Raw genomic sequence first — 14,695 nt, 5'->3', positions numbered from 1 at the left:
TCCTTAAAAATGCTCGCCATTACGGAAGTAAGTGCTGGGGTCTAATGCAATAAAGATCACAGACAGATTTTGTAGTTCCGGATAAACGATCTTTATCGCTTCACGGATAGCACTTTCAACCATTTGGTGAGTGTTTGGATCTTTGGGAAACCAGAGTACTTCAACTTGTGTTGTACTCAGCTCCCTCATGCCGTCACGATAACTGACACTCGAAACCCAGTCTAATGTGAACGCTTGTTGGTTCACATTGCAGATCTTAGCGAGGTCATGGAGTAAGGTGCGACTTAGGTCAATGACCGCTGCTTCAGGCAGCCCGCGTAGACGAATATGAGGCATGTCGATCCTTTTAATGAATCATAAGGGGTAGAAATTACCGATTTAAAGCCATTACAGCAAGTTTTTTCTACCATAACCAGCCCTAACATCTTAACTTTCGTACTATTTTCGAGCAATAAATAACCAGGTTAATAAAAACATCTGCTTTTGAGCATTATCACGGCAATGAAGAGTGGCATCAGATAAACTGGCATTATTGTCTGTTTTGAACGCCTCTTAATGGGGTAAATAACCGCTATGAACTTAAAAATCTTAATGACACTCGCTATTACCCTTCTCGCAGCTTGGGGGATTTTCCATTTTAAAGCAGAACTAGGCTTATTTATTCTCCCACTGTTTATTGGCTTGGTTAGCTTTGTCACTTTACGTCTCTACCGACTGATGGAGAAAGATAACTCAAACGATTAACTTCTCTATATTATCTATATGGAGATAAAACTAGGGGCTGTGCTTTTTAAACCTTAAGACTTTGTGCCAGAATAGCAGTCCAAATGAGCCATGCATTCTGAGTTAGTCAATTATGTGCGTTATTCGACACCTTACGCGAGCAGCCCTGCTCACCTGTTTTATCTCATCCCCCACATTAGCTGAGGGGTATTTCAGTAATTTACTAAGCCTGATTAAACCGCCCCACTCACACACTGCGCTTTATGCCAAGAATCTAGTGACAGATCAGGTGGTATTTGAGGAAAATGCCGATACTTTACTGTTACCCGCCAGTACACAAAAATTACTCACTGCAGTTGCTGCTACTGCGCAACTTGGTGATGACTTTACATTTAACACAGAGCTCTACTCTCGCTACCCAATCAGGGATGGGAAAGTCACTGGCGATCTTTTCCTCACATTCAGTGGCGACCCTACATTGACCACCCAAGATCTTCGCGGTCTATTCAAACAACTTGAAGATCTTGGTGTCAGTAAAATTAACGGCGATCTGTACCTAGTGGGTGACAGTAATGAACAGCTTCAAGCCCCTGGTTGGGTATGGGATGATTTAGGGATCTGTTTTGCTGCGCCAGTGTCTCAGTTTGTGATCAATCAAAACTGCGTTCATGGTCAACTTAAGCCTATGCTTGCCAGTAACAAGAGCCAACTCAGCTTTGCCAGTTACCTGCCAGTTAAATTTTATAATTCAGCCATTTTTGACAAAAATAAGCAGGAGACTTTTTGCGATCTTGAACTGAAACGCTTGGCCAATAATCAGTTTCAGCTCAGTGGTTGCTACCCTGGTAGCAAAAACATCAAACTGGCTGTAGCGATATCAGATCCAGCCCTCTTTGCAAGCGATACCCTAAAGCAGATTATTGCCAGTAGTAAAATCAAACTCACAGGGAGTGTAAAACTCAGCAATGTGAGTCCAAATTATGCAAACATCATCGCTAAACACAGCTCTCAAACGCTTCCTCAGCTGCTTGAAACCATGTTACTGAAATCAGACAACCTAATAGCTGATAGTCTGTTAAAACAGATCGGGCAGTCATACTATAAGAGTGCAGGCAGTTTTAAAAATGGCAGCCGAGCTATGCGTGAGATCCTGACCCAAGCAGGTGTAGACCTTACCCATGCGCAAATTGTTGATGGTTCAGGTTTATCTCGTTACAACCTGCTTAGCGCTAAGCAGTTAAGCCAAGTATTAGGACTTATATACACAGATAAACGTTTTATGGGCTTACTTGACTCCTTACCTTTGTCAGGAGTTAGTGGCACCTTGCAATACAAGTCATATTTTAACCGAAAACCTTTAGTGAATTATGTTTACGCCAAAACTGGCTCTATGCAGGGGGTGGATAATTTGGCGGGGTTTATTAAGAAGCCCTACTTCGATGATACTTTATTTGTGGTATTAGAAAATGGTCAGAGTCCGCTAGAGAAGAAGGAGCAAATCGCCCCCTTCAGTGCCCTATTTTTACAAACTCTGCTGGATTATGAACCGAGTAAGGTAACCAGCTCCCTTTCCCACTAATATACATAAAGGCGAACCTAGGTTCGCCTTTATGTCTGGAACATTTATGTCTATTGCCTACGGATAGATAGCAATAGAGGTGATGTCAGCAGCATCTTAATATTTAAAAAAATGCTTCTGGAATATCCATGATGGCACTCTCGCCTTCACGCACCTGAGTTAAATGGTATTTAGCTCTAGGTAGCATCTTAGTAATATAGAAATCGCTTAGATAACGCTTTTGTGATGCAAAATCACTGTCAACGTCAGCCGACGCAGCATCTGACATCAAGAGCCAGAAATAACCATAAACCACATGACCAAATGCATCGAGGAAATCCACTGCGCAAGCATTGATAATTGCAGGGTTAGATAGTTTTTTATCGTTTACCAGTTGAGCCACCTCAATGAGTTCATCAAATAGGGCTTGTACCTTGGCCTTTTGGTTTTCATCAACTTGGGATAACGAAGCGAGCTTTTCACTGCACTCAGCCACAAACTCAGTTAACGCGGCTAGGTTATCTCCGGTGACTTTACGTCCAAGGAAATCGATAGCCTGAATACCGTTTGTACCTTCATAAATCTGTGCAATACGAGTGTCTCGTACCAGTTGCTCTATGCCGGTCTCACGGATATAACCATGACCACCAAAAACTTGCTGCGCTGTAACGGCTGCATCTAAGCCACGATCACTTAAGAAAGCTTTTGACACAGGCGTCAGTAAACCAACGTAACGATTTGCTTTAGCCTGCGCTTCTCCGTCACCATACTTAGCAATATCAAGTTGCTGGCCAGTCAATACAGACAGAGCACGCCCCGCTTCGGTTAATACGCGAATATTTAGTAGCATACGACGTACATCACCATGAACCAAGATAGGATCACTAGTCGCTCCTGTTGGTGAGCCACCAGCCGCCACTCCTTGAACACGCTCTTTGGCGTAGTCAGAGGCCATCTGATACGCTGCTTGCGACGTTCCTAACCCTTGAATACCGATAGCCAGACGTTCGTAGTTCATCATGGTAAACATACAAACCAGTCCGCGGTTAGGCTTACCAATTAGGTAACCTTGGGCACCATCATAGTTCATGACACAAGTTGCAGAAGCCTTAAGTCCCATCTTGTGCTCAATTGAACCAACTGTTACGCCGTTGGCTTCACCTAGATTGCCCTCATCATCAACTTTAATCTTAGGCACTAGGAAGAGTGAGATCCCACTAGTATCGGGAAGTTTTGCTAAAACAAGGTGGATAACGTTCTCAGTGAGATCATGATCGCCACCAGTAATGAAAATTTTGCTGCCTGTAATGCTATAGCTACCATCATCATTTGGCGTTGCCTTAGTGCGGATATTACGAAGATCTGAGCCCGCTTGAGGCTCAGTCATATCCATAGCCCCAGCCCACTCACCGCTGTACATCATAGGCAAGTATTTCTCTTTTAACGCATCACTTCCGTGGGCATTGATGCATAATGCAGCCCCAGCAGTTAATGAGCCATAGAGGGTAAAAGAGTTACAGGCGCTATAGGCCATCTCATCAACTAAAACCCCCAGCATCTTAGGCATTCCCATGCCGCCAAACTCAGGATCACCACAGAAGCCAACCCAGCCGCCTTCAGCATACTGGCTATAGACCTCTTTAAAGCCATCCGGTGTGATCACCTTAGCATCTTGATGTGTAACCCCTTGCTCATCACCGCTACGGTTAATAGGATGAATAAGCTCACGACTTATTTTGTCTGCTTCATCCATGATCGCAACAGCTGTATCCAGATCGACATTTTCAGCGATTTCAGGTAGTGACGCCCATGTTTGAGGGGCGTCAAAAACCTTCTCTAATAGGAATTTCATTTCAGCTAGCGGAGCTTGGTAAGGATTCATTATTATTTCTCAAACGTAAGATTAAAACAGTTGTTTTAATCTACACCAAAAAATGGGATAAAAGGAAGTATTTTTTACATTTTTGCTAACAAAAACAGAATAAACTGTTCCGCTATTTAAGTTTGCCTCAGTTCTCGGCGTAGAATTTTACCAACGGTTGTTTTTGGCAATGACTCCATAAAGATAATGCGCTTAGGAATTTTGTAGGCGGTTAGCATCTCACGGCAGTAATCAAGCAGGGTTTTCATCTCTATACTTTTGTCTAAAACAGTAACATAAGCACAAACTCGCTCCCCAGACTTACTATCGGGTTCACCAACGACAGCCGCTTCGTTGATGCTAGGATGACTGACTAACACCTCCTCCACCTCATTAGGGTAAACATTGAAGCCTGAAACAATGATCATATCGGTTAGACGATCCACAATTTTAATACAGCCGTTTGGCCTGATCTCACCCACATCGCCAGTGCGATAAAAGCCATCTTTTGCCATCGCTTTGTTAGTCTCATCGGGTAACAGCCAATATCCTTTCATGATCTGAGGTCCCCTAACGACAATCTGACCCTGCTCACCAATAGGCAACACCCTATCGTGCTCATCCCAAATTTCCACCTGCGTACCGATTAAGGGTCTCCCCACAGAGGCAAGCTGTTCATTGCCAGGTTCATTCATGCAAACAACCGGTGAAGCTTCTGTGAGACCATAACCTTCACTTACCGTGCAGCCTGTGAGATTTTGCCAGGTTTGAGCCGCATGCATTGACAGCGCCGATCCCCCAGAAAAAGTCATCTTTAGTGAGCTAAAATCTAATCCTTTAAATCCTGGATGCTGGCATAGACCGACAAATAAGGTGTTAATGCCACTAAATCCAGTGATCTTATGCTCCCCAATGCTCTTCACTAAGGCATCGAGATCCCTAGGATTAGGGATAAGTAAATTTAGGTTTCCCTTACTAAATAACATGATCATATTCACCACAAAAGCGTAGATATGATAAAGGGGTAAGGGACAAACAAAGATCTCTTTTTGCTCTTCAAGTTTTTCATCTATACGCTCAAAGAACTGCCCTACATTACTTAAAATGCTTCGATGAGTTAAGCAAGCCCCTTTGGATAGCCCTGTAGTACCGCCTGTGTACTGGATAACGCAAGTATCATCTAAATTTTTGTTAAATCGAGGCTTAAGCTCATAGGTTTCCCCAAGCGCGATCGCATCCATCATCCCTACTCCCCATTCTGGTGAAGCAAGTTTCTTTGAGATGAGATCTAACGGGTGGGTGACTATAACAGTACCAATCTCTGTGCTCTCTATCACTTCAGACAGCTTACCCAGAAGGTCTTGCAGGATAATGATCCCCTTAGCGCCTGAATTAGTAAACTGATGTAGCATCTCACGCGGGGTATAAAGTGGGTTGGTATTGACCACCACGAGTCCAGCACGTAGCGCTGCAAATACTGCAATGGGGAATTGGTTAATATTAGGCAGTTGTATAATAATTCTGTCACCGGCAACGAGTCCGGAACTATGCTGAAGCCATGCACCTAACGCACCAGATAGACGTTCCAACTCTTCAAAAGTGAGGGTTTGACCAAAACACTCAAAGGCAGGTGCTTTACCATACTTACTCATACTTGACTCAATCAGGCTGGCTAAATCTTCAATCTTACTGTTGAATAACTGACTCATTCTGTTTCCTTTGCCCAAGACTGAGGCGTAAATAATCTGTTTAATGGCGACAAAGTTTAGTTGTTTTAATGCTCAACCAAATAAACAGGGGATGAAAAAGTAGGAAACACCAGTTTGCTAAACTAAAGGTGGAATTGATACGCTAAACGCGCCAAATGCTTGTCATATTTTGATAAACAAGATTGTTAAATAGGAGGGAGTGAAATAGAGTTAATTATTTTAAACTAACTAGTTACGAATATTTCCGTCGGAGATATAGCCTCTTCTGTACTCTCCAGGTGTTAAGTTGGTCCAACGTTTAAATGCACGATTAAAATTACCGACACTGGAGAAGCCAACCAGATAACCAATTTCACTTAAGCTCAGATGTGCTTGCTTAATGTAATCTAGAGTTAATGATTTGCGTGTGTCCTCTAAAATGGTTTTATAGCATGTGTCCTGCTCCTGTAATTTGCGCTGCAGGTTGCGCAAGCTCATCCCCAGCTTATCTGCTATCTCCTGTTGAGACGGTGCTCCTAAGGGTAAGATCTCATAAATTTTATTTTTGATCACGTAGGTCAGATCATGCCTGTCGATACGGCTTAGAAAGTCCGTCAACATCTTTTCATGTATGCCATTGATCATAGGGTTTGCGACACAGAGATACTCTTCAGCATGAACTTTTTCAAAGTATAAATAGGAATCACCATCGCCAAATTCAACATCACACTCAAAAAACTGATTTAAGTACTTGGTGCCATGTTGTGGTTGCTCATAACCAATAATCACTCTTTTAGGATGAAAGTTAACTCCTAACAACTCTCTGGTAAATTGCACCACAATGGCCAAAAATGTTTCAGTGGCTTCTCGGCTTAGGACTTTTCGACCTGTAGTCTCGAATGTACTCACCATCATTTTAAGCACTAAATGCTCTTGGGTTTCATCAAGATCCAGCGTGCAGGCGTTAGATACCACTCTCTTATAGGTGACAATTCGGGCTAAGGCATCTTTGAGTGTATTGGATGTCATCATAGCGTAGCCTAGCGCATGAAACATTCCAGGATGAAAATATTGGCCCACTTGAATAGAGAAGTCATTAACCTCCCTAAGATCGTTGCAGTAATCCAAAAGTTCGACGAACCTTTGCGTGCCTATTCTCGCTTCAGGATCTTTCACCGCACTAGCATCAATTCCACAAACAGAAAATGCCTTGTCGACATCGATATCACAGGCATCCATTGCTCTTGAAAAAGGTATTATCCATCCACTTAATGTTGAGTAGTAGTCTGCCAAAATCAGCCTTCTTTCATCAGTTTATTATGAACTTAGATAGTGGCTTCAAGTTGAAAAGATTAAATAACCGAAGTGAGTTACTTCCCTATCTTGACCTCAACTAGCACAAAGCCGTAGCCACCAGATCAGTCATTGATCTTCATATAAAGCCAGCAACACCGCCCATATTGTGGGGTAGATGATGAGCTCCTTTACTCAAGATGCCACACGCCACAACTAACTACAAGCCGTTAACATTTGTGTCCAAACAGCTATTTGAATTGCAATTTTCAGCAAACAATCTCTAGCTAACTCTAAATATTAAGAAAAAAACATTTTGAGTCATTTGTTAAAAACAAACGACTGATTGAATGATAAGAACTTGGCGCGGATTGATATTTTTTTTGACTAAAAAGCTCGTATGTTGAAAAGGTAAAAATAATAACAAGGTACTAGAAATGAAATTAAAAAAACCTGTACTAATCGCTTTTGCCAGCATGTTTTGTCATCCGGTTTACTCAGCCGATTTCTATTTTGGTGAAGATAAAGATATAGCATTACAGATCAATTCGCAGCTCTCACTGGGTGCCAGCTGGAGAATGACGGGGCAAGATCCTACATTTATTGGCAATCAAAATGGTGGAACAGGCGCCACCATGACCACAGATGATGGCAACCTAAACTTTGAGAAACATGATACCTACTCTCAAATAATCAAAGGGACAAACGAATTCCTGCTTACACGGGATAACTTCGGGGCATTTGTTCGCATAAAATACTGGTATGACACTGAGTTGTCTGATGGTGATCGTCCACATGGTAACTCAGTAAACGGCTACATACCCAATACACCATTGAGTGATGATGGCTTCGCTGATAACGCCAAGTTCTCAGGGATCACCCTACTCGATGCTTATCTGTTTACACAAACAGAGATTGGCGAAATGCCCTTAGATCTTAGATTAGGTCGACAGGTGATTAGTTGGGGCGAAAGTACCTTTATTCAGGGAGGGATCAATTCTGTAAACCCTTTTGATGTCAGTGCATTTCGCCGACCTGGAGCGACATTAAAAGAAGCTTACCTGCCTGTTGGCATGTTTTACGCGTCTCTTGGGGTCACTGAATCACTCTCTGTAGAAGCCTTCTACCAATTTGAGTGGGAGAAGACTCAGATTGATGGTTGTGGAACCTTGTTTTCAAGTGGCGACTTTGTTGCCGACGGCTGTAATGCTGTCACCATTAGTGTTAATGACCGAGCAGCACTTGAGGGAGGCTTCTATGCAAAACGCAGAGATGATGTGGAACCCGATGACATAGGTCAATACGGTTTATCTCTAAAATACTACTCCGAAGCCCTTAATGACACAGAGTTTGGGCTTTATTACCTCAATATCCACTCCCGTGTTCCCATGATTAACGCCGTACGTAGTGCTACTACAACGATCCCTGGTGTCACGGATGTATTTATTCCGAGCTCATTGGATCCTACTGGTGGAAGCATTTCAGCACTGAACCCTGCTTATCAGGTTGAGTTCCCAGAAGATCTACAATTTTTTGGGGCAAGTTTCGCCACCAATATAAAAGGCGTTGCCGTATCAGGTGAGATCTCATACAAGCCAGACTCTCCGGTACAGATTAATGGTGCAGAGATCCTCAATGGCGTACTCAGTGAATCACCCATTTTTCGTTATACACCGCGAGTGCTAGCAACAGAGAAAGGCGGTGTGGCCAAAGGTTACGATGAGTTTGATGTGACTCAAATTCAGTTAACCGGTATTCAGTTTATTGAACAGTTTATGGGGGCATCAAGGTTATCTCTGATAGGCGAGATAGGCTTTGTTCATACCGACGGTGTGGAGGACTCAAACCAAAGGTATGGCCGTAACACTGTTTTTGGTTTAGCCAATTTCGATCTCGGCAATGGAATAAACTGTACTAATTTAGTGGCCGCAGGCGCCATAGGCTCAGATTGTCAGGATGAAGGTTTTACCACTGACACCGCATGGGGTTATCGCTTAAATGCCGTATGGGAATACCCTGATTTAGTCGCTGGGATCTCTTTTAAACCAACACTGTCTTGGTCACATGACGTTGATGGCAACTCACCAGCACCAGGGCAGCAGTTCAATGAAGGAAGCCGAGCAATAGGCATAGCATTAGAAGCCTCATACCTTCAAAAATACGCCACAACTTTAAGCTACAAATCCTTTTCCGGTGGTAGCCATAACACACTACAAGATAAAGATTTCTTAGCTCTTAGCCTAGATATCTCCTACTAATTAATTGGATAAGAGAATATAAGATGAAATATCTCACACTCATACCAGCTCTGCTTACCTTAGTGAGTCTGAACGTAACAGCCAAAGTGACTCCCGAAGAGGCGAGCAAAATAGGTAAAGAACTCACTCCATTAGGCGCAGAGATGGCCGCGAATGAAGCGGGAACCATTCCAGCTTGGACTGGCGGACTAAACAGCCAAAATATGCCCAAAAGCCCCGACTTTGGAAGGCCAGTGAACCCTTTTGCCGATGAAAAGCCGCTATTTACCATTACCGCTAAGAATATGGCTGACTATCAGGATAATCTGACCCAAGGTCAAATAGCCATGTTCAAGAAGTACCCTGACTACCGGATGCCAGTGTATAAAACTCATAGAACGGTTGCTTATCCAGACTCTATCTACCCCCTCATTGAGCAAAATGCCCAAAGTGCATCATTGATTGAGAGTGGCTATGGGCTTGTGGATTTTGATACCACAATCCCCTTTCCCATCCCAAATAATGGGCTGGAAGTAGTCTGGAATCATATCACTCGTTTCAGAGGTGGCTCTGCTGTACGTGTAGCAACTGCCATTCCAGTTCAATCTGGTGGTGCGTTTGTACCCGTTAAGATCACCGACCGATTAGTTTGGCCAGAGTACTTAGAGGGTGGACGTGACGCCGATAAAGATAAGAATGTCCTGTTTTACTACCTGCAGCGGATCACTGCGCCTGCGAGATTAACCGGTACAGCTCTGCTTATACATGAAACCATAGATCAATTTGAAGAAGCCAGGCGCGCTTGGGTTTATAACTCAGGCCAACGCCGTGTAAGACGTGCACCCAATGTGGCATACGATGGACCCGGTGCAGGTACCGATGGCCTAAGAACCACTGATAATTATGATATGTACAATGGCTCACCAGATCGTTATGAGTGGACATTAAAAGGCAAAAAGGAGATCTATATTCCCTATAACGCCTACCCACTTCTCAACACTGAACTGGAGTATGATGAGCTGATTGGTGCCGGCCACCTTAACCCCGACTACCTTCGCTATGAGCTCCATCGAGTATGGGTTGTTGAGGCCAATATCAAGTCAGGCTCTCGCCACATCTACTCAAAGCGAACCCTGTATATCGATGAAGATTCATGGGGAGCATCTGTGATTGACCATTTCGATAATCGCGGTGAACTGTGGAAAGTGTCAGAAGCCCACAACATTCAGTTCTACGATGTAGACACCCCATGGATGGTGGCTGAAACACTCCACGATCTCGATTCAGGTCGTTACCTAGTGACAGGTCTCAGTAATGAAGAGCCTAGCTTTATCAAATGGGGAGGTAAGGCAACAAGAAAGGACTTTACCTCAGCGGCACTAAGACGTGTAGGCCGCTAAACCCAACTAAACCCATCGGACAGTCACAATTACCAAGCTAAATAAGCAACCTTGAGTATCTTGGTCGTGACTGTCCTGCTTTGACATTAAACTCGCTGCTGCGAAGGATGACACTATGAGCATAAAAATAAGAGGTAAACGGAGAACACAAAGCTATCAGAGCGTAAAGAGAGAGCTGGACAATTTTAAGGAACAACTTGAAAACAGGCAACTCTCCTCTGTGGGAACCCGAACGTTTGAACTCCCCCATATGCTCTCAATCTCAAAACCTTGGCCTATTGGTCTTGGAGCAACTCACCGCGAACTTCCAGAGTACCCTTATCCAAGCCTTTATCAAAACGCGGAGCAGTCAAATCAATTAGAGCGTGAGGCAGAACTTGCCACAGCAAAAGAGAACAACTGGTTTGATGCCAGCCGAGTTAATGGTGCGGTCGTCCATGGCAATATACTCTCAGAAGATGTAACTAATAACACTCATTGGGTGCTCAGAGGCACACAAGAGGAGCGAGATACTCGAGCTCAAGAGGATGACTTTGGCGTCAACGACACAGATCCTGGCGATGATGGCACCGACATATTTGAAGCGGTACCTGAGTATGTAGCTAAACACCTATGGGCATTTATACTAAATCCAACAATTTTACTTAACTTTGCCGATTTGCTGAACATTGTTGTACAGAACTTTACCGATAACGATCCTGACAGTTTTAAACTGGAGATCATTGATCCCATTTTAACCCTCTTCCCTCAACGAAAAGCGATCAACATTGAGGAGCTAAACTTCTTTCCAGATAATCAGCAAAGATACCCCAAACAAGCCTATGACAGTGATATCTTCGATGACGATCTCATGGGTTGGCTGCAACTCTCCCCAGCTTCCCCTTACTCTCGCTTAAAACCTTATACTCAGCACCTAAGCAATTTCCCAGTCACAAATACACACTTTAGAAGCACGCCGGCATTTGCAAACGACGATTTAGACACGGCCATGAATGAGGGGCGCGTGTTTATTGTCAATTATGGTGAGTTTCACGATGAGTTTGTTAACTCAAGACCCACTGAGGCCTACGGCGCTCGACTTCATGCCTCAATCGGTTTGTTCGCTGTTCCAAAATCAGGGGGAGCGTTGAAAACTATCGCCATACAGTCAACCCAAGATCAACCTGCTGATTTCGGCGAGTGGTTCTGGTGGAAGTTTCTCAATATCCAAAATCCTGCAAGGCCTTTATCGCAAATCCTAACACCAAACAATGATTACTGGTCATGGCAGATGGCTAAGAGTACGCTTACAACCGCACACTCTATGGCCTCGGTTGTCGACCACCTCTCTACCCATATCTACCTGGGACCGATTCCTATTGCATTTTATCGTACCATTCCCAAACAGCATCCATTAACGGCTCTGCTTGAAACTCATTTTATGTCGCTTATCATGAATAATCATATTGGTGTATTCAGTGATGTTCAGTTCCCATTACAAGATGGCGAGTATGGTAACGGCTACGATGGCTTATTAACCGGTGCAATTGAGCGTTTATCCGGGTTTACAAGTGAAGCTTTTGTAGAAAGTACCTTAAGGCGTGCTAGTGAATACCACTTTATCACTGACTCGACACCAGTAGAGCGTAACCAGCATAGTGAGTTTGATGCCATATCAGATTTTCCCATCCATGATGATAACGGCATGTACCCTATCATTCACGATTGGGTAGAGAGTTACCTGTCACTCTATTATGCTAATGACAGTGACGTGGCTGAAGATATCGAGTTGCAAAATTTCTGTCAGGAAACAGTCAATGAAGCTGGTGTGAATGGTTTCCCCTCGCAAATTCTGTTATTCGACACATTAGTCGATACGGTTACTCGCCTAATCTATTGGATGTCAGTTAATCACGCTCTAGACCGTTTTCCCTCCTTTATTAAGCTGGGGTCATTGGGTTATTACTCGGACAGAACCCCGCGCAATGATGAAGTCAAATCACAGCAAGACTGGTTAAATGTCTGTCCTCCGTTGAATGCTGGTATGGGGCTTTTCGTCTTCTCGCGGATCTTTGTTGATCTTCCTAATAAGTGGCATCGTTCATTAGGAAAGTACCCAAAGGGGCAGTTTATGCACGATCCAGATGTATACCAACACCTGAGTCGTTTCCAAACTCGATTAAAAAATCTCAATACAGGGATTGAAGAGAAGAATAGACAGAGACGATGGGGATATGAGCTGATGATGCCGTCAAGTATCACTGTCAGCCCTTGGAACTAATACTAGGAGAGCCATAATGTTGAATAAAAAAGTCGGAAGACGCAGCGTTATCAAGTCAAGTTTATCTGTTACCGCAATGGCCGCTGTTACCCCTAATATTGCAATTGGGATGGCAACACAATCTGAAGTTCTGAAATCAGAGAGAGAGGCATCGGTTGAGTTTATCGTTCAGGTGCTAACGAAACATACGAAGCGCTCAAAAAACGTTGAGCAGGAGAATATCATTGAGTTTGCACAGGAGTTTGTCGCACTCAATGGCGATCTAAACTATAAAAAGGAGTTTGCAAAAGCAAACGGCGAGTATCGTTTAGTTAAACTATTTATACGCAGTCTTCATGCTTCGCTGTTAGCCTAGAACGGGCTAAAAAGAAAAAGGATATTCAGCAATGAATATCCTTTTTCGTTAATCTTAAATGAGGAAAAGCTTTACCACATTAGATCATCAGGGATCACATAATCAGCATATGGATCATCCTCTTCGACCACTTGGCTTGTATCATCCTGAACCCACAGATAACCGCACCACTCAGGCACCAGTAAATTAACTCGTTCGGCTAACTTATGAGGAACTAAATAACTGCTCTGTTCATGACGGACAATACCAAGCTGACCATTGAGTAGTTGGCTTTGCAATTTATCATCGACATACAGAGAAAAAATCTTATTCTCAAACGTGTAGTTAAACTTAACTTCTGCGTTTTGAGGTGTCTTAATCGCTAAACGTTTAAACTCTGTCACTAAACCACGAACCAAGCCTTTCTCGGATGCTGCTTCAAAACGCTGTTCATTTAACGCTTTATCTTTAGCTGCTTGTGCTTGCTTCTGCTCAGCTATCTGCTGTTTTAGCTCTGCTGAGCCATCATCAACTTTAGCCTTACGGTCACGTCTTTTCTGCGTTTTAGCTTTTTGTACTTTCTGTTTACTGACCAGCCCAGCTTTAAGGAGCTGCTCTTGAAATGGATTTGCCATCGTTAACTCACTTGAATCGATTGATGAATTGCCGTTAGCGCTGCAAGTGGATCAGCAGCTTTTGTAATAGGTCGCCCAATGACTAAGTAATCAGAGCCTGCTGCAATCGCTTGAGGCGGTGTCATAATTCTGTGCTGATCACCCTTATCTGCGCCAACTGGACGTATACCCGGTGTGACTAACTTAAATGAATCACCCAAAGAGGCTTTTAATATCTCAGCTTCATGTGCTGAACATACCACACCGTCGAGGCCGGCTTTTTGCGTTAATTTAGCAAGTCGTTGAACATGCTCAAAAGCTGGCACATCAATCCCGATCAGCTTAAGATCCTCATCACTCATCGAAGTCAGCACAGTAACAGCAATAAGCAATGGCGCATCGTCACCGTATGGAACGAGTGCTTTTTTAGCCGCTTCCATCATGGCAAGACCACCACTAGCATGAATATTTGTCATCCAAACACCTAACTCAGCTGCCGATGAAACGGCTTTCGCTACTGTGTTTGGAATATCATGAAATTTTAGATCAAGAAAGAGATCGAAGCCACGACTGTGAATGTCTTTGACCAGTTGTGGCCCAAAAAGAGTAAACATCTCTTTGCCCACTTTTAAGCGACACATGTTTGGATCGAGCTTATCGACTAATTGCAAAGCAGCGTTTTTATCATCAAAATCTAAGGCGACTAAAATTGGTTTGTTACTCATTA

General features: G+C 43.5%; 12 protein-coding genes. 6 read left to right on the top strand and 6 right to left on the bottom strand.

Translation table 11 applies throughout. The annotated features are described in order from the left end of the window. Positions 1-3: 3 nt before the first annotated feature. The gene (locus SWOO_RS11915; protein ID WP_012324947.1) at positions 4-336 is read right to left on the bottom strand and encodes a DUF1904 family protein; all 333 of its coding nucleotides are present in this window, start codon (positions 334-336) and stop codon (positions 4-6) included. 237 nt (positions 337-573) lie between these two features. Here SWOO_RS11915 and SWOO_RS25960 point away from each other — a divergent pair, with 237 nt between their 5' ends. Further along, on the top strand, positions 574-744 hold the full coding sequence (locus SWOO_RS25960; RefSeq protein WP_012324946.1) for a hypothetical protein: 171 nt from the start codon (positions 574-576) through the stop codon (positions 742-744). A gap of 112 nt (positions 745-856) precedes the next feature. Beyond that, positions 857-2,302, top strand: a complete 1,446-nt coding sequence (dacB, locus tag SWOO_RS11910; RefSeq protein WP_012324945.1) for a D-alanyl-D-alanine carboxypeptidase/D-alanyl-D-alanine endopeptidase — start codon at positions 857-859, stop codon at positions 2,300-2,302. A 103-nt stretch (positions 2,303-2,405) separates the two neighbouring features. On the opposite strand, the gene SWOO_RS11905 is transcribed toward dacB, so the two are convergent. The 3 genes from SWOO_RS11905 to SWOO_RS11895 all read right to left on the bottom strand — a co-directional run bounded on the left by SWOO_RS11905 (position 2,406) and on the right by SWOO_RS11895 (position 7,123). Next, positions 2,406-4,163 carry an acyl-CoA dehydrogenase gene (locus SWOO_RS11905; protein WP_012324944.1) on the bottom strand — a complete coding sequence of 586 codons (1,758 nt, stop codon included), beginning with the start codon at positions 4,161-4,163 and terminating at the stop codon, positions 2,406-2,408. 116 nt (positions 4,164-4,279) lie between these two features. Beyond that, entirely contained in the window at positions 4,280-5,851 is a 1,572-nt protein-coding gene (locus SWOO_RS11900) for an AMP-binding protein (protein ID WP_012324943.1), read from the bottom strand. A 228-nt stretch (positions 5,852-6,079) separates the two neighbouring features. Continuing rightward, positions 6,080-7,123: an AraC family transcriptional regulator gene (locus tag SWOO_RS11895; protein ID WP_012324942.1), complete on the bottom strand. Its 1,044-nt coding sequence runs from the start codon at positions 7,121-7,123 to the stop codon at positions 6,080-6,082. A gap of 437 nt (positions 7,124-7,560) precedes the next feature. Here SWOO_RS11895 and SWOO_RS11890 point away from each other — a divergent pair, with 437 nt between their 5' ends. The 4 genes from SWOO_RS11890 to SWOO_RS11875 all read left to right on the top strand — a co-directional run bounded on the left by SWOO_RS11890 (position 7,561) and on the right by SWOO_RS11875 (position 13,375). Beyond that, positions 7,561-9,381 (top strand): DUF1302 domain-containing protein, encoded by a 1,821-nt coding sequence (locus SWOO_RS11890; RefSeq protein WP_012324941.1) that lies wholly within the window; start codon positions 7,561-7,563, stop codon positions 9,379-9,381. A 23-nt stretch (positions 9,382-9,404) separates the two neighbouring features. Then, positions 9,405-10,760, top strand: a complete 1,356-nt coding sequence (locus SWOO_RS11885) for a DUF1329 domain-containing protein (protein ID WP_012324940.1) — start codon at positions 9,405-9,407, stop codon at positions 10,758-10,760. A gap of 115 nt (positions 10,761-10,875) precedes the next feature. Continuing rightward, complete coding sequence (locus SWOO_RS11880) at positions 10,876-13,020, top strand: lipoxygenase family protein (RefSeq protein WP_012324939.1); 2,145 nt, start codon at positions 10,876-10,878, stop codon at positions 13,018-13,020. A 16-nt stretch (positions 13,021-13,036) separates the two neighbouring features. Then, the gene (locus SWOO_RS11875; RefSeq protein WP_012324938.1) at positions 13,037-13,375 is read left to right on the top strand and encodes a hypothetical protein; all 339 of its coding nucleotides are present in this window, start codon (positions 13,037-13,039) and stop codon (positions 13,373-13,375) included. A gap of 71 nt (positions 13,376-13,446) precedes the next feature. Here SWOO_RS11875 and SWOO_RS11870 read toward each other — a convergent pair whose 3' ends face one another. Both SWOO_RS11870 and pyrF read right to left on the bottom strand, forming a co-directional pair. Further along, positions 13,447-13,989: a DUF2058 domain-containing protein gene (locus SWOO_RS11870; RefSeq protein ID WP_012324937.1), complete on the bottom strand. Its 543-nt coding sequence runs from the start codon at positions 13,987-13,989 to the stop codon at positions 13,447-13,449. Between the two features lie 2 nt (positions 13,990-13,991). Continuing rightward, positions 13,992-14,693 carry an orotidine-5'-phosphate decarboxylase gene (gene pyrF, locus SWOO_RS11865; RefSeq protein ID WP_012324936.1) on the bottom strand — a complete coding sequence of 234 codons (702 nt, stop codon included), beginning with the start codon at positions 14,691-14,693 and terminating at the stop codon, positions 13,992-13,994. Between the last annotated feature and the right edge of the window lie 2 nt (positions 14,694-14,695).

Source organism: Shewanella woodyi ATCC 51908 (genome assembly GCF_000019525.1).
Lineage (GTDB): Bacteria > Pseudomonadota > Gammaproteobacteria > Enterobacterales > Shewanellaceae > Shewanella > Shewanella woodyi.
This window is presented reverse-complemented; position numbering and strand designations above follow the sequence as displayed.